The organism is Aeromonas sp. QDB54 (genome assembly GCF_027707385.1).
Classification (GTDB): domain Bacteria; phylum Pseudomonadota; class Gammaproteobacteria; order Enterobacterales; family Aeromonadaceae; genus Aeromonas; species Aeromonas hydrophila.
Genome location: NZ_JAPCIT010000001.1, coordinates 77,504 through 102,287 on the forward strand (window position 1 = coordinate 77,504; position 24,784 = coordinate 102,287).

Annotated in this window: 18 protein-coding genes; 9 read left to right on the forward strand and 9 right to left on the reverse strand. The window is 63.0% G+C overall.

From position 1 onward, the window contains the following. Positions 1 to 400 precede the first annotated feature (400 nt). The 3 genes from proV to proX are packed head-to-tail and all read left to right on the forward strand — an operon-like array spanning position 401 to position 3,743. Positions 401 to 1,597: a glycine betaine/L-proline ABC transporter ATP-binding protein ProV gene (gene proV / locus PG881_RS00370; protein WP_017409333.1), complete on the forward strand. Its 1,197-nt coding sequence runs from the start codon at positions 401 to 403 to the stop codon at positions 1,595 to 1,597. Beyond that, positions 1,594 to 2,745 carry a glycine betaine/L-proline ABC transporter permease ProW gene (gene proW, locus PG881_RS00375; RefSeq protein WP_270797725.1) on the forward strand — a complete coding sequence of 384 codons (1,152 nt, stop codon included), beginning with the start codon at positions 1,594 to 1,596 and terminating at the stop codon, positions 2,743 to 2,745. Before proV ends, proW begins: the two co-directional genes overlap by 4 nt. Further along, complete coding sequence (gene proX / locus PG881_RS00380) at positions 2,742 to 3,743, forward strand: glycine betaine/L-proline ABC transporter substrate-binding protein ProX (protein WP_043162014.1); 1,002 nt, start codon at positions 2,742 to 2,744, stop codon at positions 3,741 to 3,743. Before proW ends, proX begins: the two co-directional genes overlap by 4 nt. Positions 3,744 to 3,834: 91 nt before the next feature. Here the strand turns inward: proX and PG881_RS00385 are convergent, their stop codons facing one another. The 3 genes from PG881_RS00385 to PG881_RS00395 are packed head-to-tail and all read right to left on the reverse strand — an operon-like array spanning position 3,835 to position 8,133. After that, on the reverse strand, positions 3,835 to 4,641 hold the full coding sequence (locus PG881_RS00385; RefSeq protein WP_076360463.1) for a phosphoadenylyl-sulfate reductase: 807 nt from the start codon (positions 4,639 to 4,641) through the stop codon (positions 3,835 to 3,837). Then, positions 4,631 to 6,343, reverse strand: a complete 1,713-nt coding sequence (gene cysI / locus PG881_RS00390; protein WP_270797729.1) for an assimilatory sulfite reductase (NADPH) hemoprotein subunit — start codon at positions 6,341 to 6,343, stop codon at positions 4,631 to 4,633. Before cysI ends, PG881_RS00385 begins: the two co-directional genes overlap by 11 nt. Then, complete coding sequence (locus PG881_RS00395) at positions 6,343 to 8,133, reverse strand: assimilatory sulfite reductase (NADPH) flavoprotein subunit (protein WP_270797859.1); 1,791 nt, start codon at positions 8,131 to 8,133, stop codon at positions 6,343 to 6,345. The genes cysI and PG881_RS00395 overlap by 1 nt, the downstream gene beginning before the upstream one ends. 198 nt (positions 8,134 to 8,331) lie before the next feature. Here PG881_RS00395 and PG881_RS00400 point away from each other — a divergent pair, with 198 nt between their 5' ends. Next, entirely contained in the window at positions 8,332 to 9,135 is an 804-nt protein-coding gene (locus PG881_RS00400) for a PhzF family phenazine biosynthesis protein (protein ID WP_043162023.1), read from the forward strand. A 134-nt stretch (positions 9,136 to 9,269) separates the two neighbouring features. Here PG881_RS00400 and lysS read toward each other — a convergent pair whose 3' ends face one another. Continuing rightward, the gene (lysS, locus tag PG881_RS00405; protein ID WP_011707134.1) at positions 9,270 to 10,805 is read right to left on the reverse strand and encodes a lysine--tRNA ligase; all 1,536 of its coding nucleotides are present in this window, start codon (positions 10,803 to 10,805) and stop codon (positions 9,270 to 9,272) included. A gap of 24 nt (positions 10,806 to 10,829) precedes the next feature. Next, a protein-coding gene (gene prfB / locus PG881_RS00410) for a peptide chain release factor 2 (RefSeq protein WP_011707133.1) occupies positions 10,830 to 11,928 on the reverse strand; the annotation gives its coding sequence in 2 pieces (ribosomal slippage) (positions 10,830 to 11,852 and positions 11,854 to 11,928; 1,098 coding nt in all). Between the two features lie 253 nt (positions 11,929 to 12,181). On the opposite strand from prfB, the gene PG881_RS00415 reads away from it, so the two are divergent. Next, positions 12,182 to 14,053: a methyl-accepting chemotaxis protein gene (locus PG881_RS00415; protein ID WP_017409325.1), complete on the forward strand. Its 1,872-nt coding sequence runs from the start codon at positions 12,182 to 12,184 to the stop codon at positions 14,051 to 14,053. A gap of 185 nt (positions 14,054 to 14,238) precedes the next feature. Here the strand turns inward: PG881_RS00415 and gltS are convergent, their stop codons facing one another. After that, positions 14,239 to 15,438, reverse strand: coding sequence for a sodium/glutamate symporter (gene gltS / locus PG881_RS00420; RefSeq protein ID WP_016351764.1), 1,200 nt, complete (start codon positions 15,436 to 15,438; stop codon positions 14,239 to 14,241). A 514-nt stretch (positions 15,439 to 15,952) separates the two neighbouring features. On the opposite strand from gltS, the gene ansA reads away from it, so the two are divergent. Then, complete coding sequence (gene ansA, locus PG881_RS00425) at positions 15,953 to 16,960, forward strand: asparaginase (protein ID WP_011707130.1); 1,008 nt, start codon at positions 15,953 to 15,955, stop codon at positions 16,958 to 16,960. 234 nt (positions 16,961 to 17,194) lie between these two features. On the opposite strand, the gene PG881_RS00430 is transcribed toward ansA, so the two are convergent. After that, a complete protein-coding gene (locus PG881_RS00430; protein WP_011707127.1) occupies positions 17,195 to 17,488 on the reverse strand; it encodes a YeaC family protein in 294 nt (97 codons plus the stop codon). Between the two features lie 40 nt (positions 17,489 to 17,528). Next, positions 17,529 to 18,959, reverse strand: a complete 1,431-nt coding sequence (locus tag PG881_RS00435) for a glyceraldehyde-3-phosphate dehydrogenase (protein ID WP_045528354.1) — start codon at positions 18,957 to 18,959, stop codon at positions 17,529 to 17,531. Between the two features lie 197 nt (positions 18,960 to 19,156). On the opposite strand from PG881_RS00435, the gene PG881_RS00440 reads away from it, so the two are divergent. Continuing rightward, positions 19,157 to 19,957, forward strand: coding sequence for a DUF2989 domain-containing protein (locus PG881_RS00440; RefSeq protein ID WP_270797730.1), 801 nt, complete (start codon positions 19,157 to 19,159; stop codon positions 19,955 to 19,957). A 6-nt stretch (positions 19,958 to 19,963) separates the two neighbouring features. Beyond that, complete coding sequence (locus PG881_RS00445; RefSeq protein WP_270797731.1) at positions 19,964 to 20,521, forward strand: NUDIX domain-containing protein; 558 nt, start codon at positions 19,964 to 19,966, stop codon at positions 20,519 to 20,521. A gap of 64 nt (positions 20,522 to 20,585) precedes the next feature. Here the strand turns inward: PG881_RS00445 and sppA are convergent, their stop codons facing one another. Then, positions 20,586 to 22,430: a signal peptide peptidase SppA gene (gene sppA, locus PG881_RS00450; RefSeq protein WP_158196800.1), complete on the reverse strand. Its 1,845-nt coding sequence runs from the start codon at positions 22,428 to 22,430 to the stop codon at positions 20,586 to 20,588. A gap of 310 nt (positions 22,431 to 22,740) precedes the next feature. On the opposite strand from sppA, the gene PG881_RS00455 reads away from it, so the two are divergent. Next, positions 22,741 to 24,756, forward strand: coding sequence for an NADPH-dependent 2,4-dienoyl-CoA reductase (locus tag PG881_RS00455; RefSeq protein WP_242797752.1), 2,016 nt, complete (start codon positions 22,741 to 22,743; stop codon positions 24,754 to 24,756). The last annotated feature ends 28 nt before the right edge of the window (positions 24,757 to 24,784 follow it).

The window sequence follows — 24,784 nt, forward strand, 5'->3', positions numbered from 1 at the left end:
TGGGGCACTCTCAATGCTTCGCTCAACCGTCTTCCCGCATTCCCTTATCTTTTGCTTGCCTATCAATAGAGCTGTAATCATTTACCCATCCCCTCGGGCTGTGCCGGATCCTGTCTAGCGGTCCCCTCCAATCTGCCAAATTTCCACCTTTCTTGGTTTATCAAAATACAAAACCGATTAGTTATCTAATAAATTCTTTCGTGCGGCGTGGCCTGGCTATATCAATTTATATTTTTATGTATAAACATAATACATTGAAAATAAACTAATTATTTGTTTTTGTGTGTGCGTGGACTCCTTTGGTTCTTTTGTTTTGGCTGAAAATTACTTAGTGTTAAAAGTAATTGGCTCACGTTCGACGGTTTGCCTGACAAGTCGTCGGCCAAGAAAAAAGGACAATATGACAGTCAAACTCGAGGTTAAATCACTCTACAAAATCTTCGGCGATCAGCCGGAAAAAGCGTTCAAATTGCTGGCGAAAGGGCATGACCGCGCCAGCATCCTGCAAAAAACCGGGCAGACCCTGGGGGTCCAGGATGTCAATCTGGCCATCGACGAAGGGGAGATCTTCGTGGTGATGGGCCTCTCCGGCTCGGGCAAATCCACCCTGGTGCGTCTCTTCAACCGGCTGATCGAGCCGACCCGCGGCCAGGTGCTGATCGATGGCGAGGATATCGCCGCCATCTCCGACAGCGAGCTGCGTCAGGTGCGACGCAAGAAGATCAGCATGGTATTCCAGTCCTTCGCCCTGATGCCGCACCTGAGCGTGCTGGAAAACACCGCCTTCGGGCTGGAGCTGGCCGGAGTGCCACTGGCGGAGCGCCAGCAGAGCGCCCGTCAGGCGCTCCATCAGGTGGGCTTGGGTCAGTGGACTGATGCCTTCCCCGATGCCCTCTCTGGCGGCATGAAGCAGCGGGTCGGCCTGGCCCGGGCGCTTGCCAACGACCCCGACATCTTGCTGATGGACGAGGCTTTTTCGGCGCTGGATCCGCTGATCCGCACCGAGATGCAGGATGAGCTGCTCAAGCTGCAGGCCAGCCAGCAGCGCACCATCGTCTTCATCTCCCACGATCTGGACGAGGCGATGCGCATCGGCGATCGCATCGCCATCATGCAGGACGGCCAGCTGGTGCAGGTCGGCACCCCGGACGAGATCCTCAACCAGCCCGCCAACGACTATGTGCGCGCCTTCTTTCGCGGGGTGGATCTCGCCAACGTGTTCAGCGCCCGCGACGTGGCCAGCCGCAAGCAGATGCCGCTCATCAAGAAGCACACCACCGACGGGCCCGGCAACGCCCTGCGCCAGCTCAAGGAGCAGGAGCGGGAGTTCGGTTACGTGGTGGATCGCCGGCGCCGCTTCATCGGGGTCGTCTCGGTGGAGTCGCTCGGTCAGGCGGTCAGGGCCAAAGGCAGCCTGGAGCAGGCGCTGCTGGCGGACATCCAGCCCATTCTGGCGGACACCGCCCTCAACGAACTGATCAGCCAGGTGGCGGCCGCCCCCTGTCAGGTGCCCGTGGTCGAGGAGGATGGCACTTACCTGGGCCTCATCTCCAAGGCCAACCTGCTGAACACCTTGGACAGGAGTACCCCGGCATGAAGCGGATGAATCCCCATTTTTTACTGAGCGGGCTGCTGGCCCTGGTGCTGCTGGCGAGTCCCTCCCTGCGTGCCGATGAGGCGGCAGCCGACCCCTGGGGGGCCAGTACAGCTGCCACCGAGGTTGCCGATCCCTGGGGCAGTACCGACACTGAGGCTACCGACTGGCAGAACCAGATCGAGGCGGTCGACACCACTGCCGCCGTCGACTGGCTGGATCCCTTCCAGCAGGCGCTGGTGCCACTGGATAGCTGGGTCGAGGGTGGCATCGGCTGGCTGGTGGACAACCTGCGTCCCGTGTTTCAGCTGATCCGTGCGCCGGTGGAGCTGGCGCTGGGCGGCATGACCCATCTGCTGCAGACGGTGCCCTCCACCCTGATGATCGGCCTGCTGACCCTGATCGCCTGGCAACTGGTGAACGGTCGCATGGCGCTGGGAACCCTGTTCTCACTGGTGGTGGTGGGGCTGATCGGCGCCTGGTCCGATGCCATGGTGACCCTGTCGCTGGTGCTGACCTCGCTGTTCTTCTGCGTGCTGATCGGGCTGCCGGTCGGCATCCTGCTGGCGAGGAGCGAGCGACTGTCGCGCTGGACCCGGCCGCTGCTGGATGCGATGCAGACCACCCCGGCCTTTGTCTACCTCATCCCCATCGTCATGCTGTTCGGCATCGGCAACGTGCCCGGGGTGGTGGTGACCGTCATCTTCGCGCTGCCGCCGATGATCCGGCTGACCATGCTGGGCATTCGCCAGGTGCCCGCCGATCTGGTGGAGGCGGCCCACTCGTTCGGTGCCAGCCCCTCCCAGCTGCTGTTCAAGGTACAACTGCCGCTCGCCATGCCCACCATCATGGCCGGGGTCAACCAGACCCTGATGCTGGCGCTCTCCATGGTGGTGATCGCCTCCATGATCGCGGTGGGGGGCCTCGGCCAGATGGTGCTGCGCGGCATCGGCCGGCTCGACATGGGGCTCGCCTCCATCGGCGGCCTCGGCATCGTGCTGCTGGCCATCGTGCTCGACCGCCTGACCCAGGCGATGGGGCAGCCGGATCGCAGCCGTACCGGCCGCTGGTATCAGCGTGGCCCCGCCGCCCTGCTGCTGCGCCTGCTTGGCCGCGACAAGTCTATCGATTACAAAGGAGTAAATGCATGAGACTCATCACCAAGACGCTGACCCTGGGTTCCCTGCTGTTGAGCTCCCAACTGCTCGGCCCGCTCGCCATGGCCAGCACCGAGCTGCCGGGGGAGGGCGTGCGCGTCCAGCCCCTGCAAAGCTCGTTGCCGGAGGAGAGCTTTCAGACCCTGTTGGTCAGCAAGCTGATGGCACGCCTGGGCTATGACGTCCAGCCGGCCCAGGAGGTGGACTACAACGTGGCCTACGCCTCGGTGGCGCAGGGGGATGGCACCTTCCTCGCCTTCAACTGGATACCGCTGCAAAACAACAAGTATGAACAGGCGGGGGGTGACAAGGTGTTCTTCCGCGAGGGCACCTATGTGGCCGGGGCCGCCCAGGGCTATCTCATCGACAAGCAGACCGCGACCCGCTACGGCATCACCAACCTGGGTCAGCTCAAGGATCCCAAGCTGGCGGCGCTGTTTGACGGCGATGGCGACGGCAAGGCCGATCTGGTGGGCTGCAACCCGGGCTGGGGCTGCGAAGAGGCGATCAACCGTCATCTGGCCGGGTTTGGCCTGACCCCGACCGTCACCCACAAGCAGGGCAACTACGCGGCGCTGATCGCCGATACCCGTGCCCGTTACCAGGCCGGCAAGCCGGTGCTCTACTACACCTGGACTCCCTACTGGCTCAGCAGCGAGCTGGTGCCGGGCAAGGACGTGGTGTGGCTGGAGGTGCCCGCCGACGGCCCTGATGCGGCCAAGACCCGGCTGCCAAACGGCAAGAACTACGGTTTCCCGGTCAACACCATGCACATCGTCGCCAACAAGCAGTTCGCCGAGGCCAACCCGGCAGCCGCCAGGCTGTTCTCCATCGTCAAGCTGCCGCTCAATGACATCAACGTGCAGAACGGCCTGATGAACAAGGGGCAGAACAAGCCGGTGGACGTGGAGCGTCACGCCGACGCCTGGCTCAAGGGCCACGAGGCGCTGGTGAACGACTGGCTGACCCAGGCGCGCGCCGCCGCCAAGTAATGAGGGGCGGTAGCTCGCTCTTTGCGCAAAGAAAAACGCCCGGCAGTTGCCGGGCGTTTTTTATGGGCGCCGTGCGGGCGGGCCCTCGGGTTCAGATGCCGGAGCCGTCGTTCTCGCCGTTCTCCTCATGCAGGCCGCACTCGCGCTTGAGGCCGAAGAAGCGGGTCTGCTCCTCGCTCATGCCGGGCTCCCACTTGGTGGTGGTGTGCACGTCGCCCACCGACAGGTAGCCCTGCTCCCACAGCGGGTGGTAGGGCAGGTCGAACTCCTTGAAGTAGTAGAAGACGTCCTTGTTGCTCCAGTCGATCACCGGCAGGAACTTGAAGCGGCCGCGCTGGATGGCCAGCACCGGCAACTTGCCCCGGCTGCCTGATTGCTCCCGGCGCAGGCCCGAGAACCAGGTACGTGCGCCCAGCTCGTTCAGGGCGCGGTCCATCGGCTCTACCTTGTTGAGCTGGTTGTAGCGGGTGATCCCCTCCACCCCCTGCTCCCACAGGAGGCCGAAGCGGGCCTCCTGCCAAGCCGGACTGAGTTCGGCCCGGTAGATTTTGAGGTTGAGCGCGAGCCGCTCGGTCAGCTCGTCGATGAAGCGGTAGGTCTCGGGGAAGAGATAACCGGTATCGGTCAGCACCACGGGCACGTCGGCCCGCTCGCGGCTCACCAGGTGCAGCATCAGCGCCGCCTGGATGCCGAAGCTCGATGACAGCACGTGCTCTCCCGGCAGGTTGGCCAGGGCCCAGCGCACCCGCTCGGGGGCGCTTATGGCATCGAGAGCCCGATTGATAGGGGCCAGCGCCTCGACCTGCTCCTCGCGACTCAAGGCCAGCAGGGCGTCGAGGTCGAGTCGGCCGTCGGCGGTGCGTGCCAGCCGCTCTGTATCGGTTTGATCAGGCTGCATAGAAGTCCCTCGCGGAGTCGATGACCGGGGCTATGATGCCGGCGCGGATGACGAAGTCGCCGAAGCACTCGCCCGCGTTGCGCTCGGTGGCCCAGCGACCGATCAGGGCATCCAGCTCGGCCAGGATCTGCGGCTCGGTGATGTTCTCCAGGTGCAGGCGCGGGATGCGGGTCCCCTCGAGGTTGCCACCCAGATGCAGGTTGTAGCGCCCCGGCGCCTTGCCCACCAGACCCACCTCCGCCAGCATGGCGCGGCCGCAGCCGTTGGGGCAGCCGGTGACCCGGAAGATGATGGCGTCATCGGCAAGAGCGTGTTTGGCCAGCAGCCCCTCGATGTCAGTGACAAACGCCGGCAGCATGCGCTCGGCCTCGGCCATCGCCAGTGGGCAGGTGGGCAGGGCCACACAGGCCATGGACTGCTTGCGCTGCTCGCTCACGCCGTCATCCAGCAGGCCGTACTGACGCGCCAGCGCTTCGATGCGGGCCTTCTCGCCGGCAGGCACGCCCGCGATGATCAGGTTCTGGTTGGCGGTGAGGCGAAAATCCCCCTGATGCACCTTGGCGATCTCCAGCATGCCGGTCTTGAGGGGCTTGCCCGGGAAGTCCAGCAGGCGGCCGTTCTCGATAAACAGGGTCAGGTGGTGCTTGCCGTCGATCCCCTCTACCCAACCGAAGCGATCGCCACGGCTGGTAAACTCATAGGGGCGTACCGGTCCGAACTGGATGCCGGCGCGGCTCTCCACCTCGGCCTTGAAGGCCTCGACGCCGACGCGCTCAAGGGTGTACTTGGTCTTGGCGTTCTTGCGGTTGACCCGGTTGCCCCAGTCGCGCTGGGTGCTGACCACGGCGGCGGCCACCTCCAGCACGTGGGAGAGCGGCACGAAGCCGAAATCGCTCGCCTTGCGCGGGTAGGTGCTGGTGTCGCCGTGGGTCATGGCCAGACCCCCGCCTACCAGTACGTTGAAGCCCACCAGCTTGCCGTGATCACTGATGGCCACGAAGTTGAGATCGTTGGCGTGGATGTCCACGTCGTTGTGGGGCGGGATCACCACAGTGGTCTTGAACTTGCGCGGCAGGTAGTTGGAACCCAGGATCGGCTCTTCGTCCCCTCCCAGCTTCTCGCCGTCCAGCCAGATCTCCACGTAGGCGCGGGTCTTGGGCAGCAGGTGCTCGGAGATCTTCTTGGCCCACTCGTAGGCCTCCTGATGCAGCTCGGACTCCACCGGGTTGCTGGTGCAGAGCACGTTGCGGTTCACGTCGCCAGCGGTGGCTATGCTGTCGATGCCGGTGCTGTTGAGGGTCTGGTGCATCATCTTGATGTCGCGCTTGAGCACCCCGTGGAACTGGAAGGTCTGGCGGGTAGTCAGGCGGATGCTGCCGTACAGGCTGTGATCCTCGGCGAACTTGTCGATCACCTGCCACTGGGCCGGGGTGATGATGCCGCCGGGCAGGCGGGCGCGCAGCATGACGTTGTGCAGCGGCTCCAGCTTCTGGGCGGTGCGCTCCGGGCGGATGTCGCGGTCATCCTGCTGGTACATGCCGTGAAAGCGGATCAGCTGGAAGTTGTCGCCGTTGAAGCCGCCGGTGAGCGGGTCTGTGAGATCCTGCGCTATGGTGCCGCGCAGATGATCGCTCTCGCGTTTCAGACGTTCGTTGTCGGCCAGCGGTCCTTCCACCGGTCCCGGAATCACTTGTTTGCTCATCAATAGACATCCCTTTGATAACGTTTGGCACGACGCAATTCGCTCAAATACTCTTCTGCTTCCTCACGGCTCTTGTGGCCATGTTCCGCAATCACATCCAGCAGGGCTTCCTGCACATCCTTCGCCATCTGGTTGGCATCGCCGCACACATAGAAGTGAGCGCCTGCTTCCAGCCACTGGTAGAGCTCCTGGCCCGCTTCCCGCAGGCGGTGCTGTACATAGACCTTCTCGGCCTGATCCCGGCTGAAGGCCAGCGAGATCTTGCTGAGCAGCCCGCTCTTCACATAACGCTGCCACTCCACCTGATAGAGGAAATCCTGGGTGAAGTGCGGGTTGCCGAAAAACAGCCAGTTGTTGCCTTCGGCCCCCTGGGCCTCACGCTCCTGCAGGAAGGCGCGAAACGGGGCGATGCCGGTACCCGGTCCCACCATGATGACGGGGGTGTCGGGGTTTGGTGGCAGGCGGAAGTTGTCGTTGTGCTCGACGAATACCCGCACCTCGGCATCTTCGGCCAGCCGATCCGCCAGGTAGGAGGAGGCGGCGCCGCTGCGCACCGTGCCGTCTTCCTGCGGGTAGCGCACCACGCCGACGGTCAGGTGCACCTCTTCTTCCACCTCGCTCTGGCTGGAGGCGATGGAGTAGAGGCGCGGGGTGAGCGGGCGCAGCAGGCCCAGCAGCTGTTCGGCTGTGAGCGCGGTCGGGAAGCGTTTCAGTACATCCACCACCTGGGCAGAGGCCACCAGCGCGTTGACCTGGGCCTTGTCGCCGGCCAGATCTTTGAGCGCCGCGTTGCCCGATATATCAGCGAGTCCTGTGATAAAGCCGCCGTGCAAGCGGGTCAGCTCCAGCTCGCGGCTGAGCACTTCGCGCAGGCTGCCGCGGGCGGTGGCCTCGTCGCCGGAGAGACCGGCCAGGGCCAGCACCTCGTTCACCAGTGCGGGGTCGTTGTCAAACCAGATGCCGAGGGCATCGCCCGGCTGGTAGCGGATGCCGGACTCTTCAAGGCTGATCTCGATGTGACGGATATCCTTGGTCGAGTCGCGACCGGTGATCTTCTGATTGACCGAGAGCCTGGCCGGGAAGGGGTTCTCCTTGCTGTACTGGCTGTGGCCGACCGCCTGCTGTATCGCACTGGCCACGCTGCTGCCGGTGGGACCGGCGGAGAGGGGGGCGGCAATGGCATTGAGCGCCTGTTCGCCCCATGCCTTGGCGGCATCCTGATAATCCACGTCCAGGCTGGCGAGTTCATGCACCCGATCGGCGCCAGCCTTGGTCAGCAGGCTGTCAAAGTCCTTGCCGGTCTGGCAGAAGAATTCATAGGAGCTGTCACCCAGCCCCAGCACGGCGAACTTGAGTCCTTCCAGCTTGCCGACCTTGCCCTTCTTGAGCTGCTCGAACAGATCGACTGCGCTCTCCGGCGGTTCACCCTCCCCGTAAGTGCTCACTACCACCAGCAGATGGGTCTCTTTCTTGAGCTGCTTGGGTTTGTAGTCCGCCATGGAGGTGAGGGTCACCGGCAGGCCACGGGCCTCGGCCTGCGCCTTGATGGCGCTGGCCACGCCCTTGGCGTTGCCGGTCTGGGAGCCGTAGAGAATGGTCAGATTGCCGCTGGGGGCAGTGGCGGCTGCGCCGGTCACGGCCGGCTGGTTGCCCGCCTGGGAGAGACCGTAGAGATAACCGCTGACCCAGGCCAGTTGCTGGGTGTTGAGGGTCGATAGCGCCTGGCTCAGCTGTCGCTGCTGCTCGTCAGAGAGGGGAGTCAGGTTGGTCAGGGAGTCCTTCAATTGCATCACACACGTCTTCCATGGTCTGATTTTTGGTCAGGTTAAGGGGTGTGATGGATAACAACAAAGAATAAAAATGTCTTTTTTATTCTATTACTGCATTAAAAAGGCGATGGAGAGGGTCGCAAGGCGGCTCAGGTCGACAGGGCTCTCATGGTATAAAGGGCGATGAATGAACCCGTATTACTCACACAGGAAGCGTGAATGTCGACTATCAGCTTGTTTCATGTCAATGCCTTCAGCCGGCAGCCCTTTGGCGGCAACCCGGCGGTGGTGGTGCTGGGGCCGAGCCAGCCGGATGCCACCCTGCTGGCCATGGCGGCCGAGTTCAACCTGTCAGAGACCGCCTTTCTGGTGCCCCTTGGCCATGCCCGCTACCAGCTGCGCTGGTTTACCCCCGAGCTGGAAGTGGATCTCTGTGGTCACGGTACCCTGGCGGCGGCCCACATGCTGTGGCAGACGGGAGCTGTGGCCGAGGAGGAAGTCATACGCTTCGAGACTCGCAGCGGCGAGCTGCTGGCCCGGCGCGAAGGGGAGTGGATCTGGCTCGATTTCCCGCGCATTGCTCCGGTGCCGCTCGTTCTGGATCCGGCCTATGCGGCTGCGGTCGGTTGCCGGCCGCTGCAAACCCTGGCGGCTGGCGCCAAGTTCTTGCTGGCGCTGGCCAGCGAGGAGGAGGTTCGTGCGCTTACCCCAGATTTTCAGGCCCTGCGCGCGCTGCCCGGTCGCGGCCTGATGGTGACGGCGCCCTCGAGCGATCCCGACCATGACTTTGTCTCCCGCTACTTCGCCCCCTGGGTCGGGGTGGATGAGGATCCGGTGACCGGCTCCAACCACTGCGCCCTGGTGCCCTTCTGGGCCGAGCGGCTGGGCAAACGGCAGTTGCGGGCTCGCCAGATCTCGGCCCGGGGTGGTGAGCTGCGGCTAGAACTGCAGGAGAATAGGGTGCTGATGGCCGGTCAGGCCGTCACCTTGTGGCGGGGGGAGTGGCTGTTGCCAGTGGCCTGATAAGCGGCAAGCTGGCGGCGTCTTGAAGGTTCGTCACCGGTTTGTGCCCGCCATAAAAAAACGCCCCGCAGTTGCGGGGCGTTTTGATTGTCATGGACAGCAGCTGCGCTGCTGCGGCCCTGTTTCTTCGGCTCTTACTTTTGTGGACGCAGGGCCGGGAACAGGATGACGTCGCGGATGGTGTGGCTGTTAGTGAACAGCATCACCAGACGGTCGATACCGATACCCTGACCGGCAGTCGGCGGCAGACCGTGTTCCAGCGCGGTCACGAAGTCGGCGTCGTAGAACATGGCTTCGTCATCGCCTGCGGCTTTCTGGTCAACCTGAGCCTGGAAGCGCTCGGCCTGATCTTCCGCATCGTTCAGCTCGGAGAAGCCGTTGGCCAGCTCGCGGCCGCCGATGAAGAATTCGAAGCGGTCGGTGACGTCCGGGTTCTGGTCGTTGCGACGGGCCAGCGGAGAAACGGCGGCCGGGTACTCGGTGATGAAGGTCGGTTGCAGCAGCATGTGCTCCACGGTCTCTTCGAAGATCGCGGTGATCACGTGGCCCAGCTCCCAGCTCTTCATCAGCTCGATGTGCAGGCGCTTGGCGACGGCGGTGGCCTTCTCCAGGGTCGCCAGATCGTCACGGGTCACATCCGGGTTGTACTTCAGGATGGAGTCAACCATGGAGAGGCGCTGGAACGGCTGACCGAAATCGATGGTCAGACCCTCTTCGCCCTCTTTGGCGTAACGGATCTTGGTGTCGCCCAGGATGTCCTGCGCCAGGGTGCGCAGCATCTCTTCGGTGAGATCCATCAGGTCGATGTAGTCGGCGTAGGCCATATAGAACTCGAGCATGGTGAACTCGGGGTTATGGCGAACGGAGATACCTTCGTTACGGAAGTTGCGGTTGATCTCGTAGACACGCTCGAAACCACCGACCACCAGACGCTTCAGATAGAGTTCCGGAGCGATACGCAGGTACATGTCGATGTCCAGCGCATTGTGGTGAGTGATGAACGGACGGGCAGAAGCGCCACCCGGGATGACCTGCATCATGGGGGTTTCCACTTCCATGAAGCGCTTGTCGTTGAGGAACTTGCGGATACCGGCCACGACCTTGGTACGGGTCACGAAAGTCTTGCGGGACTCTTCGTTGGCGATCAGATCCAGGTAACGCTGACGGCAGCGGGCTTCCTGGTCGGTCAGACCTTTGTGCTTCTCGGGCAGCGGGCGCAGGGCCTTGGTCAGCAGGCGAATGTCGGAGACATGAACGGAGAGTTCGCCTGTATTGGTGCGGAACAGGGTACCTTCGACACCCACGATGTCGCCCAGATCCCACTTCTTGAACTGCTCGTTGTAGAAGCCTTCCGGCAGGTCGTCACGGGTGACGTAGACCTGGATCTTGCCAGCCATGTCCTGCAGGGTGGCGAAAGATGCCTTGCCCATGATCCGGCGGGTCATGATGCGACCGGCAATCTTCACCCGTTTACCCAGTGCGGCCAGCTCGTCGGCGCTCTTGTCACCAAACTCGGCGTGCAGATCGCCGGAGAGGCTGTCACGACGGAAGTCGTTGGGGAAGGGGTTGCCCTGGGCGCGCAAGGCGGCCAGCTTGGAACGACGCTCCTGCATCTCGTTGTTCAGATCGAGAGTTTGGTCGACTTCCGGAGTAGTGGTTTGTTCAGACATGGTGATTCCTGCTGTTCTGTTTTTTTACAGGCCTGATTTCAGGCTAGCTTCGATAAACTTGTCCAAGTCGCCGTCGAGTACCGCCTGGGTGTTGCGGGTTTCGACGCCGGTACGTAGATCCTTGATGCGCGCATCATCCAGCACATAGGAACGGATCTGGCTGCCCCAGCCGATATCGGACTTGGTCTCTTCGAGGGCTTGCTTCTCGGCATTCTGCTTCTGAATTTCCAGCTCGTAGAGCTTGGCCTTCAGCTGCTTCATACACTGATCTTTGTTTTTGTGCTGGGAACGATCGTTCTGGCACTGTACCACGACCCCAGTAGGAATGTGGGTAATACGTACCGCGGATTCGGTCCGGTTGACGTGCTGACCACCGGCGCCGGAGGCACGGTAGACGTCGATACGCAGGTCGGCCGGGTTGATCTCGATGTCGATGTCATCGTCGATCTCGGGGTAGACGAACACCGAGCAGAACGAGGTGTGGCGACGGCCACCGGAATCGAACGGGGATTTGCGCACCAGGCGGTGGACGCCGGTCTCGGTACGCAGCCAGCCGAAGGCATACTCACCGGTGAACTTGATGGTGGCGGACTTGATGCCGGCCACGTCGCCTTCGGAGCATTCGATGAGCTCGGGCTTGTAGCCGTGGGCATCGCCCCAGCGCAGGTACATGCGCAGGACCATGTTGGCCCAATCCTGCGCTTCGGTACCACCGGAGCCGGACTGGATGTCGATGTAGCAGTCGGAGGGGTCGTGCTGACCGGAGAACATGCGGCGGAACTCGAGATCCACCAGCTTGGTTTCCAGCACGTCGGCTTCGGCCACGGCTTCGTTGAAGGTGTCTTCGTCTTCACCTTCCACGGCCAGCTCGACCAGCATGGCCACGTCGTCGGCGCCCTGGGTCAGGGTGTCGATGGTGCCGACCACGTTTTCCAGCGCCACGCGCTCCTTGCCCAGCGCCTGTGCGCGCTCGGGTTCATTCCAGACGTCCGGCTGTTCCAGCTCGGCGTTGACCTCTTCTAGACGCTCTTTCTTGGCGTCATAGTCAAAGGTACCCCCTAAGCAGCTCGGTCCTCTCAGACAGCTCCTTAAGCTTGTTTAATACAGGATTGACTTCAAACATCGTGAAAACTCTCGGGGTCGATGTGATTTAAAAACGGGATATTCTAGCCAATTGTGGAAGGAATAAACAGGGTCGGCTGTCCTTGTGCGTGCCTCGTAGTCAATTTCTGGTGCAGTTTTCCCCAACTCGGTGGAAAATATCGCCCGCCGGCCCATTTTCCGGTTTAGTTTTGTGCCGACGGGTCGTTAATAACTACGCAGTGCTGTGCACTTTTTGGGAAATCCTGTTCCTGACCTCATAAGAAGAACGCATGATGAAAAACCTATCACTCAAGCAGAAGATACTGTTGTCGGTGGTGATCGCCCTGTCGCTGGTGATCCTGCTGCTCTCCTGGCAGAGCTATACCAGCCAGAAGTCCCTGTTGCTGCAAGGCAGTCAGGAACAGGTACAACGCCTCGGCAGCCAGCAGGCGGCCAGTGTCAGTGACTGGCTCGCGGCCCGTCGCGACGTCATTCAGGCGCTCGGCAACAAGGCTGGCGCCGAACCCCTCAACGCCCTGCAACAGGCGCAAGTCTCCGGTCGCTTCCAGCTCACCTATTTTGGCGAGAGCGGCGGCAAGATGAACGACTCCGATCCCTCCATCAACCGTGACGGTTACGATCCCCGCTCCCGTGGCTGGTATCAGGAAGCGATGAGCAAGGGCGGCCTGATCGTGACCAAACCCTATCTGGATGTGGCCTACAACATCATGGTGGTGACCTTGGCCCAGCCGGCTCAGGGCGGCGTGGTCGGTGGCGACCTCTCCATCGCCTCGCTGGTGGAGGACGTCACCAAGATGAAGCTGCCGGCCGATGGTTTCGCCATCATGATGCACAAAGATGGCACCGTCATCGCCTACAAGGACGCCGCCAAGGCGATGAAACCGGCCACCGAGATCGACAACGATCTGACCAATGCCCTGATCGAGCAGAGCAAGACCAGCAACAGCCTGGTGCCGGCCTACTTCGACAACGAAGGGCGTGACAAGCTGCTGTGGGCGGTGGACATCCCCAATACCGACTGGGAACTGGTGCTGGTGCTGGACAAGGAGACCCTGGAGGCGCCGCTCTCTTCCCTGCTGATGACCCAGCTCGGCCTGGCCCTGCTGGTGCTGGTGGGCAGCATCCTCGCCATCTCCTGGCTGGTCAGCATGCTGCTCGGCCCGCTCAGCAAGGTCTCCCAGGCCCTGGCGCGCATCGCCGACGGTAACGGCGATCTGACCCAGCGCATCAAGATCGACACCAACGACGAAGTGGGTCAGCTGGCCAACAGCTTCAACCGCTTCGTCGGCAGCCAGCACCAGCTGATCGGCAATATCCGCAAGCTGGCCAACGAGCTGAACGCCGATGCCGAGCGCAGTCTAGTGACCAACCAGGCCGCCGTGGACGAGCTGCAGCGCCAGCAGCAGGAAGTGACCATGGTCGCCACCGCCGTCACCGAGATGGCGAGCGCCACCATGGAGATCGCCGGCAACGCCGAGAACACCGCCGCCGCGGCCCAGCAATCCGCCCAGAGCAGTGAGCAGGGCAAGATGCTGGTGAACCAGACCCGTCAGTCCATCAACGGTCTGGCCGAGGAAGTGGGGCAGGCGACCGAGGTGATCGGCGAGCTGAGCCGCCACGCCCAGGCCATCTCCGGCATCCTCTCCACCATTCAGGGTATCGCCGAGCAGACCAACCTGCTGGCGCTGAACGCGGCCATCGAAGCGGCCCGCGCCGGTGAACAGGGTCGCGGTTTCGCGGTGGTGGCGGACGAGGTGCGGGTGCTGTCGCGCCGTACCCAGGACTCCACCCAGGAGATCCAGTCCACCATCGAGACCCTGCAGCAGACCACGGCCCGTGCGGTGAGCCTGATGCAGACCAGCCAGGGGCTGGCGGACAACAGCGTGAAAGACGCCGATGCCGCTGCCGCCGCGCTCGAAGAGATCACCCAGGCGGTGTCGCTCATCTCCGACATGGCGGGTCAGATCGCCACGGCCGCCGAGGAGCAGACCCAGGTGACCGGCGAGATCACCCAGAACACCACCGCCATCAAGGATGTGAGTGACGAGATCACCGCCGCCGCCATGCGCGATCTGGATCAGGCCGAAAGCCTCAAGGGCCGGGCTACCGACCTGAACCAGCAGGTCTCGACCTTTATCCTGTAAGTTCTGAAACGCGGCGAGCACGGCCGCCATGACAAAGCCCCGCCCTCTGCCGAGTGCGGGGCTTTTTGTTTATGTGCCTCGCCGCGGGCACCCATGAAGGATGAGGCGTAGCGCCACTGGCGAGCAGCAATGGCAGAGCCCACCAAGGGGTGGGCTCTGTTCATAGACGTCTGACGGGAAAGGAATTACAGGAAGGGCAGTGCCAGGAACAGCTTGATCACCATGGCGTTGATGATGTCGATGAAGAAGGCCCCCACCATGGGCACCACCAGAAACGCCAGGTGGGAGGGGCCGAAGCGCTGGGTGATGGCCTGCATGTTGGCAATGGCAGTGGGGGTGGCCCCGAGACCAAAGCCACAGTGGCCTGCCGCCAGCACGGCCGCATCATAGTTGCTGCCCATTACCCGGAAGGTGACGAAGATGGCGTAGAGCGCCATGGCCACGGTCTGGGCCGCCAGCAGGACGAAGATGGGCAGCGCCAGGTTGGCCAGATCCCACAGTCGCAGGCTCATCAGCGCCATCGCCAGGAACAGCGACAGGCTGACGTTGCCGAGCAGGGAGACTTCGCGATCGCTCACTTCATGCCAGTTCAGCAGGGTCAGCACGTTGCGCAGCAGCACGCCGACGAACAGCACGCAGACGAACACCGGCAGCTCGAAGGCGCCGCCCTTGAGGTAGGCGGAGAGCATCTCGCCCCCCTTCAGACTGATGGCGATCAGCGCCAGGGTCTCGATCAGGCTGAAGGTGGTGAGCGGCCGCTCCATGTCCGGCATCTCGAAGCCTTGCGGCGCGTCATCCCGGTTGTGCTCCTCGCCGGGTACTTTCACCTTTTTCACCAGATAGCGAGCGACCGGGCCACCGATGAGGCCGCCCAGCACCAGGCCGAAGGTGGCACAGGCGATGGCCAGTTCGGCGGCGGATTGCACCCCGTACTTCTCGGTGAAGGTGGCGCCCCAGGCCGCCCCGGTGCCGTGGCCGCCGGAGAGGGTGATGGAGCCGGCCAGCAGCCCCATGTGGGGATCCAGACCGAGCAGGGTCGCCAGACCCACGCCCAGGCTGTTTTGCACCAGCAGCAGACCGGTGACCACCAGCAGGAAGGTGAGCACCGCCTTGCCGCCGCGCTTGAGGCTGGCGAGATCGGCGGAGAGACCGATGGAGGCGAAGAACGCCAGCATCAGCGGGGTTTGCAGGCTGGTATCGAACTGCAGCTCCATCTGCAGGGTGGAGCGCAGCAGCAGCAGCACCAGGGCGACCACCAGGCCGCCGGCAACCGGCTTGGGGATGTTGAAGGTTCGCAGCAGCCCGACTCGGGTCACCAGCAAACGACCGAGCAGCAACACCAGGGTGGCTGCGACCAGGGTGGCGTAGGAATCAAGTTGTAGCATTCAGTACTCCCATGTTGATTGGCTGTGTCTTTCGTTGATGCAGACTCACAGATTCAGCCGGGATAAAAACAGTGTGGCTCAGGTGCCAACAAAGAAGGGGCGACATGCCCCCGCCCCACGTAAAAATGGGACCAGTGCGGGCCTGAACAGATCAGGCTTCCAGATGAGATTTATGAAAAATCGAGCGGATAGTAGCAAAAAGCACCACTTATATCCACATTTGTCAGATAAATGGTCATTCTTGATGTATCTTGTGACATTTAACACTATTGGGTTAGTCGCCGTTTAATACCGGCCGCAGGCCATTTCCCGGCTGTCATTTGGGGCGCCAGTCCCTATAATTCGGCGTTTTTTGGCCCGCCGGACGGCACTGGTGGGATGTGAGCCGGCGGCCCGGCGCGCTATCATGGGCGGGCTTTCGGCCCATGGCGAATACGGCGGGCAGTCGATGCCGCCGTTTCGCCCCGGGTGAGCCACGATTCGCGGGTGTTGTGCCCATCAAAGAGGAGAGGGTGTGAAGAAGTCCATCTACATCGCCTACACAGGCGGCACCATAGGGATGCAGCGTTCCGACCACGGTTATGTGCCGATGGCGGGCTTCATGGAAGACTGTCTGGCGCGGATGCCCGAGTTCCATCGTCCCGAGATGCCGGATTACCATATTCACGAATATGCGCCCCTCATCGACTCTTCCGACATGACGCCGGCGGACTGGCAGCGCATCGCCGAGGATATTAAAGGCAACTACGACAAGTACGACGGCTTCGTCATCCTGCACGGCACCGACACCATGTCGTTCACCGCCTCGGCGCTCTCCTTCATGCTCGAAGATCTGCACAAGCCGGTGATCATCACCGGCTCCCAGATCCCGCTGGCGGAGCTGCGCTCCGACGGGCAGCAGAACCTGCTCAACGCCCTCTACATCGCGGCCAACTACCCGATCCACGAGGTGACACTGTTCTTCAACAACCAGCTCTATCGCGGCAACCGCAGCAAGAAGGTGCACGCCGACGGCTTCCACGCCTTCGATTCGCCCAACTACCCGCCGCTGCTCAATGCCGGCATCGCCATCTCGCTGGAAGCGGGCGAGCTGGGCGTGCCGTCCGAGCGGCCGCTGGTGCTGCACGACATCACCCCCCAGCCCATCGGCGTGGTGACCCTCTATCCGGGCATCTCGGCCGAGGTGATCGCCAACATCCTGCAGCAGCCGGTGCGGGCGCTGATCCTGCTCTCGTTCGGGGTGGGCAATGCGCCGCAGAATCCGGCCATGCTGGCGCTGCTCTCCGAGGCGTCGGCCCGCGGCGTCATCATCGTCAACCTGAGCCAGTGCCTGCACGGCAAGGTCAACATGGGCGGCTATGCCACCGGCAATGCGCTGTCCCGGGCCGGGGTCATCTCGGGCTTCGACATGACCGCCGAGGCGGCGCTGACCAAGCTGCACTTCCTGCTGAGCCAGGACTTGCCGGCGCCGCGCATCCGCGAGCTGATGCAGCAGTCCCTGCGCGGGGAGCTGACCCCCTGACTGGTTTCCCCCTCACCCTCACCCTAACCCTCTCCCAGCGGGAGAGGGGATAGATCGAGGTGGCGAGGTTTGCCATGAAGATCGCCGGCAGGTGGCCCGCTTACTGTTCACAGGTGCGAGCCTGCTCCCTTCTCCCCTGGCGGGAGAAGGGCCGGGGATGAGGGGGATATGTCAGGAAAAAAGAGAGGGGAGCCATATTGGCTCCCCTCTCTCGTTGTGGCGAGTGGGTCAGACTCAGTGGTTGAGGTCGACCCGCACTATCTCTTCCTCGTCGCGATACTGACGCTTGAGCTCGCTCTTGCTCTTCATCACGATCTCGCCGTCACGGCCGATGTTCATGTGCTCGGGATTGTCGAGGTGCATCGCCTGCCAGGCCATCACGGCCTGCAGGGAAGTGGCCTTCTGCTCGTCGGTGAGCGGCTTGCCATCGGGCCACTTGCCGAGCTCGACCGCCGTCTTGAGGCGTTCGTACACCTCTGCGGGCATCTGCCTGATTGCTTGTAGAAACTCACCTTGTTGAAACGACATCCGGCCTTCTCCTTGCACATTGAGCCATGACGAATCGGGATCAGACCGGCAGATCCTGGCGGACTGCGCCAGCCATCTGCTCCATCACCCGCACTACCTGACAACTGTACCCGAACTCGTTGTCATACCATACGTAGAGCACGCAGTGATCCCCCTCGGCGATGGTCGCCTGGGAGTCGACGATACCCGCAAAACGGGAGCCTACCATGTCGGAGGAGACCAGCTCGGTGCTGGCACTGAAGTCGATCTGGCGATGCAGGGCGGAGCTCAGCGCCATCTGCTGCAGATAGGCGTTGAGGCTCTCCCGATCGGTGGTCTGTTCCAGCGACAGATTGATGATGGCCAGCGACACGTTGGGGGTGGGCACCCGGATGGCGTTGCCGGTCAGCTTGCCCTTGAGCTCGGGCAGCGCCTTGGCCACCGCCTTGGCGGCGCCGGTGCTGGTCATCACCATGTTGAGGGCTGCACTGCGACCGCGGCGCTCGCCCTTGTGATAGTTGTCGATGAGGTTCTGGTCGTTGGTGTAGGAGTGGACCGTCTCCACGTGGCCGTGGCGGATGCCGTACTTGTCCTGCATCACCTTGAGCACCGGGGTGATGGCGTTGGTGGTGCAGGAGGCGGCGGAGATGATCTTGTCATCGGGCCCGATCACCTCGTGGTTGACCCCGAACACCACGTTCTTCATCTCCCCCTTGCCGGGAGCGGTCAGCAGCACCCGGGCGGCGCCGCGCGCCTTGAGGTGCTCAGACAGCCCCGCCTCGTCACGCCAGACCCCGGTGTTGTCGACGATCAGCGCATCGTGAATGCCGTAGGCGGTGTAGTCGATGTCGGCCGGGCTGTTTGCATAGATCACCTGGATGAAGGTGCCATTGGCGATGATGGCGCTGCGTTCCACATCCACCTCGATGGAGCCGTTGAAGGGGCCGTGCACCGAGTCGCGGCGCAGCAGGCTGGCGCGCTTCTCCAGATCCCCGTCACGACCGCCGCGTACCACGATGGCGCGCAGCCGCAGGGAGTTGGCGGCGCCGGTGCGCTCGATCAGCAGTCGGGCCAGCAGGCGACCGATGCGGCCAAAGCCGTACAGCACCACGTCAGTGGGGGCCGGCACACCGCGGCCCAGGGCCGGTGCCAGCTTGGCACGCAGGTAGTCGTCGATGCCGGCTTCATCCTGGTGATCCTGCCAGTAACCCACGGCCAGCTTGCCCAGATCGATCTCGGCGGCGGTCGGGTTCAGGGCCAGGATGGCTTGCAGCAGGGGAAAGCTCTGTTGGATCGGGAGGGGGGCTCCCTGGTGGCGGCGAACGACCCGGTGGGCCTTGAGGATATCGATGGTGGAGGCGTTTTGCAGCGGGCGGCCGTAGAGGGTGATCTCGATCCCCTGCTGGCGGTAGAGGCGACCGATCAAGGGTTGCATGGCTTCGGCGAGCTCCTGGCTCTCCTGCCACGCCTGCAGATAGTGCTCGTGGGTCATTAACCAGATCCTTTATTTCACGTTGTTGGGGCAAATAGAAATTCGTCGAATGCAGATCAGTGTAGGGGTGTATATTTCGTTATATTATTCTGCAGTCGCGGCCTTATACGGCGCGCGCATTGTAATGGATATGTAATCTGTTTGCTAGCCAAGGGTGGCCATGGCGGGCTGCGATTGTTACCAAAAAGATATGAACCATGACCCCTTTTCCAGCTCGTTCCCTGTTGTTCGGCCTCTGTTGCGGCCTGCTGCTCACCGCCTGTGACGATGACAGGATCCACCACATCTGCGCCAATTACCCGGCCCTCTGTGAGGATCTGGTGGACGACGGCTGGTGTCGTTACGAGCGCAGCGACATCATCCGGGCCCGCTACTACCTGCAGGCGGAGGGGACACAGCGGCGCCAGTACGAGTTGATGCGCAGCCTGGAGCGTTATCTCAAATGCGCCGAACGCTCCACCAACATAGAGTACAAGCGGGCCCGCGAGCAGAAGAGCCCGCGAGTGGAGGGGATGCTGGCGGCCGGCGAACAGCTGGCCCAGCTCGATGCCGCCACCCGCAACGCCACAGATCCCTACCTGCTGCTCTGGCACTGGACCAACAATACCAACGAGCTGGCTCGCCAGCAGTTTCTGGCGCTGGAGGGGCAACCCGTGCTGGAGGAGCCCGAGCTGCAACTGGCGCTCGGCGGCATCTATGCCAAGAGCGAGCCGCAAAAGGCCATCGCGCTGATGCAGCACGCCCTCTCCCTCTACCGGGAAGGGGAGCAGGTCAATGGCCGGATCCTCACCTCCCTCAGTACCCTCTACATGGGCCAGAAGCAGTACGGGCAGGCCTATCTGTGGGGCAAGGTGAGCGAGTCGTTCCAGAATGCCGCTGAGGTGTCGGCCACCCGTTTCAGCCTCTATCACTCCCTGAGCAAGCAAGAGCAGGAGAGCCTGGACAGCCAGGCCGCCACCCTGGTCGAGCAGCTAAAAAGCGGGACCTATCGTCCCTGAACCCTGATGAACCACATTGAATCTCTGGCCAGCGACTGGCCACACCCCTTCGACATCCGGCTCACCCACGGCCGGGTCAACACAGATGGCCGCCAGCTGGAGCGGGCCACCGTCAGGGCCGTCGTGCTGCGTGGCGACCAGCTGCTGCTGGTGCACTCCCGGGTCAACGGCGATCTGATGTTTCCCGGTGGCGGCATCGAGCAAGGGGAGTGTCACCGCACGGCCCTGGCGCGCGAGCTGCGCGAAGAGTGCGGTGCCGAGCTGGTGGCAGTCGGTGCCCTGCTCGGCGAGACGCGGGAGTACCGCCCGGCCCGCGAGGCCGACTACGAGGCCTACTGCATCCGCTCTTTCTATTACCTCTGTCAGGTGGGAGAGGCGTGGTGCGACCCGCAGCCCCAGCCCTACGAGATAAGGCTCGGTTTCACCCCCGGCTGGTTCGAGCTGGCCGAGGCGCTGCAGACCAACAAGACCCAGCTGGCGGGCCCCTGCCCCCAGTGGACGGTACGGGAGACCCGGGTGCTGGCCGAACTGCACCACTGGCACGAATCCGGCCTGCTGGCGTGACTCGGGCCCCTTGAGGCAGATGTAAAAAAACCGCCCTAGGGCGGTTTTTTGCGTTGGCTGCCGATCAGGGCGTACAGACCGGGCAGAGGGCGTAGGTGCCCTGCGGATCGTTGAAGCGGGTCAGCGGGTCCAGGCTGCGGTTCAGCTCCACCAGCGCCTTGCCGAGACCTGCCGGCAACCAGCTCTGCAGGTGGGAAGCCAGCACCTGGGCGCTGCTGTCGAACAGCTGGCGCAGGAACTTGTCTTTGGCCGACTCTTCCTGCTCGATGGGGGTGACCTGCCACTCCTTGAGGTTGGCCAGCTCGGCTGCCGCCTTGATGGCCGCCTCCTGATCGCCAAACTCGTCCACCAGTCCCAGCGCCTTGGCATCCTGACCGGTCCAGACCCGGCCTTCGGCCGCTTTCTCGGTCTCTTCCGGGCTCAGGCCACGGCCCTTGCTCACCAGACCGACGAAGCGCTGGTAGGTGTCTTCCACGCTCAGCTGGATCGCCTGGCCGACGTGTTCCGGCAGGGCACGGGTCAGGCCGACGCCGACATAGTCGGTGGTGCCGACGCCGTCGGTGTGTACCCCGTACTGGGAGAGCGCCTTGTCGATGGTGGCGAACATGCCGAACACCCCGATGGAGCCGGTGAGGGTGGTGGGGGAGGCGAAGATCTTGTCCGCATCGGCGGAGATCCAGTAACCGCCGGAGGCGGCGTAGCTGCCCATGGAGATCACTACCGGCTTGCCGGCCTGTTTGAGGGCCAGCAGCTCGGCGCGGATCTGCTCGGCGGCGAAGGCGCTGCCGCCCGGGCTGTCGACCCGCAGCACCAGGGCTTTCACTTTGTCGTCGCGGCGGGCATCGGCCAGCAGGTCGGCGAGGCTGTCGCCACCGATGGTGCCGGCTGGCTGGACACCATCCATGATGGCGCCGCTGGCGACGATGAGGCCCACCTCATCCTTGCCGCTCTGGGGATACTGGCTCGGAATGGCGGCCAGGTACTCCTTGAGGCCTACTCCCTTCCAGCCGTGGTCATCGCTCTCGCCCACTTCCTTGATCACCGCCTGGGTCATCTCGTCGCGGGTCGCCAGCTGGTCCACCAGACCGTTGTCGAGGGCATAGTTGGCGGCATTGCCGCCGGCCTTGCGCAGCAGCTCGAGGAAGCGATCCTTGCCCGGTGCCACGGCGTCCGGTTCGATTTCGCGCTGCTCGGCCACGTCGGCCACATAGGATTGCCACAGCTGATCCAGCCAGCGCTGGTTCGCCTCCTTGCTCTCGGGGGACATCTCGTCGCGGGTATAGGGTTCGACGAAGGATTTGTAGGTGCCGACCTTGAACACGTGCGGGGTGATGTTGAGCTTCTCCAGCGCCGACTTGTAGTAGGTCTGGTAGACGCCGAGCCCCTCGATGACCACGGCGCCGCTCTGGTTGAGCAGCACGTGATCGGCGTGGGCGGCCAGCAGATATTGGCCCTGGGTATAGAAGTCGGCCATGGCGATGACCGGCTTGCCGCTCTCCTTGAATGCATCGATGGCGCTCGCCACCTCCTGCAGTTTGGAGAAGCTGGTGCCCTGCAGACCCTGGGGCTTGATCACCAGCGCCTTGATGCGATCGTCATCCTTGGCGCTTTTGATGGCCCACAGCAGATCGGAGAGGACGATCTCGCTGGGCAGCTCGTCGCTGTTGTCCACCTGGCGCAGCAGCTGTACGGTGGGATCGGTCTGCGAGCGCTGTTCTACCAGCACGCCGGAGAGATTGAGGGTGAGGGCCCCTTCGATGGGGGCACTGGGCGCCTCTTTCTGGCTGACGCTGAAGACGATGATCAAGACCACGACGAGAAACAGCAGATTGACCAGCATCAGCCGGGTGAAATTGAGCAGGCGCCACAGGCTGCGAAACAGCCAACCCAGACCTTTGAAAATAGACATAGTCGCGTTATCGCCCTGTTAATGGGGAGGGAAGCGCCATTATTAACCAGTTGGCCGGTGAAATGCCATTTCCGCTTGGACAGGATCGGAGCCCGGTTGTTCGGAACACGTCTGTTCGCCGAAAAATTGTCCAAACATTTGTTTGAAAAAGCATTTTCGATTCTTTACTCTAGCCTCGGTTTGATAACAAAAAATTAACTGGAGGCCCTGTGAGCCGCCCACCCATCCTGTCGTCGTGTCCCGGGCTTGAGTCCGGACGGCGGAGGATGGGCGTGGTGCCATCCAGCGCGGCCCCGACAAGGAGTTCATGATGAGCCGTTACCCGACCCTGCTGACCCCCCTCGATCTCGGCTTTACCCAGCTGCGCAACCGCGTGTTGATGGGATCCATGCACACCGGCCTCGAAGAGGAGAAGGGGGGCTTTGACAAGCTGGCCGCCTTCTATGGCGAGCGGGCCCGGGGCGGGGTCGGCCTCATCGTGACCGGCGGCATCGCCCCCAACCTGCGTGGCCGGCTGGTGCCCCACGGTTCCCAGCTGAGCTTTCCCTGGCAGGTGGCCAAGCACAAGAAGGTGACCAGTGCGGTGCATCAGGAGGGGGGCAAGATAGCGCTGCAGATCCTCCATGCCGGCCGCTACGCCTATCATCCATTCAGCCTGGCACCGAGCGCCCTCAAGGCCCCCATCTCTCCGTTCAAGCCGCGCGCCATGAGCGAGCGGCAGATCCGCGGCACCATCCGCGACTTCGCCGCCACCGCGCAACTGGCCAGGAGCGCGGGCTACGACGGGGTCGAGGTGATGGGCTCGGAAGGCTATCTCATCAATCAGTTCATCTGCGAGCGCACCAACAAGCGCACCGATGGCTGGGGTGGCAGCAGCGAAAACCGCATGCGCTTCCCGGTGGAAATCGTCCGCGCCATCCGTGAGCGGGTCGGGCCGGATTTCATCATCATCTTCCGCCTCTCCATGCTGGATCTGGTGGAGCAGGGCTCCTCCCTTGAGGAAGTGATCGCCCTTGGCAAGGCGCTGGAGCAGGTGGGGGTCACCCTCATCAATACCGGCATCGGTTGGCACGAGGCGCGCATTCCCACCATCGCCACCAGCGTCCCGCGCGGTGCCTTCAGCTGGGTGACGGCGGAGCTCAAGAAACATCTGAGTGTGCCGCTTATCACCACCAACCGCATCAACACCCCCGAGGTGGCCGAGCGCATTCTGGCGGGCGGCGAGGCGGATATGGTCTCCATGGCGCGTCCCTTCCTGGCGGACCCCGAATTTGTCATCAAGGCCGCCGAAGATAGAGCGGACGAGATCAACACCTGCATCGCCTGCAACCAGGCCTGTCTGGACCACGTCTTCAAGCAGAAGCGGGCCTCCTGCCTGGTCAATCCGCGCGCCTGCTTCGAGACCGAGTTGACGTTTGGCCGGGTGCCCCAGCCCAAGAGGCTGGCGGTGGTGGGCGCCGGTCCCGCCGGACTGGCGTTTGCCTGCTACGCCGCCGAGCGTGGCCATCAGGTGAGCCTGTTCGATCAGGCCAGCGAGATCGGCGGCCAGTTCAACTTCGCCAAGCAGATCCCGGGCAAGGAGGAGTTTCACGAAACCCTGCGCTACTTTGCCAAGCGGCTGGAGAAGTGCGGTGTCGAGCTCTATCTGGGCCAACGCCAGAGTGCCGAGAGCCTCTTGGGTGGCGGTTTTGACGAGGTGATCCTCGCCACCGGCATCCGCCCGCGCACCCCCAACATTCCAGGTATCGAGCATGCCAAGGTGATGAGTTACCTCGATGTCTTGCGGGATCACAAGCCGGTGGGCGAGAAGGTGGCGGTGATCGGCGCCGGCGGCATCGGCTTTGACGTGGCCGAATACCTGGTAGAGGGCAAGGGGGATCGCAGTCGCGATCACTGGCTCAAGGAGTGGGGTATCGACAAGCAGCTCGGCGAGCGCGGCGGCCTGATGGCCCCGGTGATCGACGCCCCCGAGCGCCAGGTCTGGCTGCTGCAGCGCAAGGAGAGCAAGGTGGGTGACGGCCTGGGCAAGACCACCGGCTGGATCCACCGCACCGTGCTCAAGAACCGCAAGGTGGAGATGCTCTCCGGCGTGCAGTATCTGCGCATCGACGACGAGGGGCTTCACATTCAGGTGGGCGAACAGCAGCAGTGTCTGCCGGTGGATCAGGTGATCATCTGTGCCGGTCAGGAGCCGCTCAAGGAGCTGCAGGCCGGTCTGCAGGCGGCGGGCAAGCCGGTACACATCATCGGCGGGGCCGACGTGGCCGCCGAGCTGGATGCCAAGCGCGCCATCCGCCAGGGGGCCGAACTGGCTGCGGTCATCTAGTCGACGGGCCGCCATGTATTGCGACAAA

Bases quoted from the DNA above. Each gene is read 5' to 3' on its own strand.
- proV (WP_017409333.1), top strand. From the start codon at position 401: ATGACAGTCAAACTCGAGGTTAAATCACTCTACAAAATCTTCGGCGAT.
- proW (WP_270797725.1), top strand. From the start codon at position 1,594: ATGAAGCGGATGAATCCCCATTTTTTACTGAGCGGGCTGCTGGCCCTG.
- proX (WP_043162014.1), top strand. From the start codon at position 2,742: ATGAGACTCATCACCAAGACGCTGACCCTGGGTTCCCTGCTGTTGAGC.
- PG881_RS00385 (WP_076360463.1), bottom strand. From the start codon at position 4,641: ATGCAGCCTGATCAAACCGATACAGAGCGGCTGGCACGCACCGCCGAC.
- cysI (WP_270797729.1), bottom strand. From the start codon at position 6,343: ATGAGCAAACAAGTGATTCCGGGACCGGTGGAAGGACCGCTGGCCGAC.
- PG881_RS00395 (WP_270797859.1), bottom strand. From the start codon at position 8,133: ATGCAATTGAAGGACTCCCTGACCAACCTGACTCCCCTCTCTGACGAG.
- PG881_RS00400 (WP_043162023.1), top strand. From the start codon at position 8,332: ATGTCGACTATCAGCTTGTTTCATGTCAATGCCTTCAGCCGGCAGCCC.
- lysS (WP_011707134.1), bottom strand. From the start codon at position 10,805: ATGTCTGAACAAACCACTACTCCGGAAGTCGACCAAACTCTCGATCTG.
- PG881_RS00415 (WP_017409325.1), top strand. From the start codon at position 12,182: ATGAAAAACCTATCACTCAAGCAGAAGATACTGTTGTCGGTGGTGATC.
- gltS (WP_016351764.1), bottom strand. From the start codon at position 15,438: ATGCTACAACTTGATTCCTACGCCACCCTGGTCGCAGCCACCCTGGTG.
- PG881_RS00430 (WP_011707127.1), bottom strand. From the start codon at position 17,488: ATGTCGTTTCAACAAGGTGAGTTTCTACAAGCAATCAGGCAGATGCCC.
- PG881_RS00435 (WP_045528354.1), bottom strand. From the start codon at position 18,959: ATGACCCACGAGCACTATCTGCAGGCGTGGCAGGAGAGCCAGGAGCTC.
- PG881_RS00440 (WP_270797730.1), top strand. From the start codon at position 19,157: ATGACCCCTTTTCCAGCTCGTTCCCTGTTGTTCGGCCTCTGTTGCGGC.
- PG881_RS00445 (WP_270797731.1), top strand. From the start codon at position 19,964: ATGAACCACATTGAATCTCTGGCCAGCGACTGGCCACACCCCTTCGAC.
- sppA (WP_158196800.1), bottom strand. From the start codon at position 22,430: ATGTCTATTTTCAAAGGTCTGGGTTGGCTGTTTCGCAGCCTGTGGCGC.
- PG881_RS00455 (WP_242797752.1), top strand. From the start codon at position 22,741: ATGAGCCGTTACCCGACCCTGCTGACCCCCCTCGATCTCGGCTTTACC.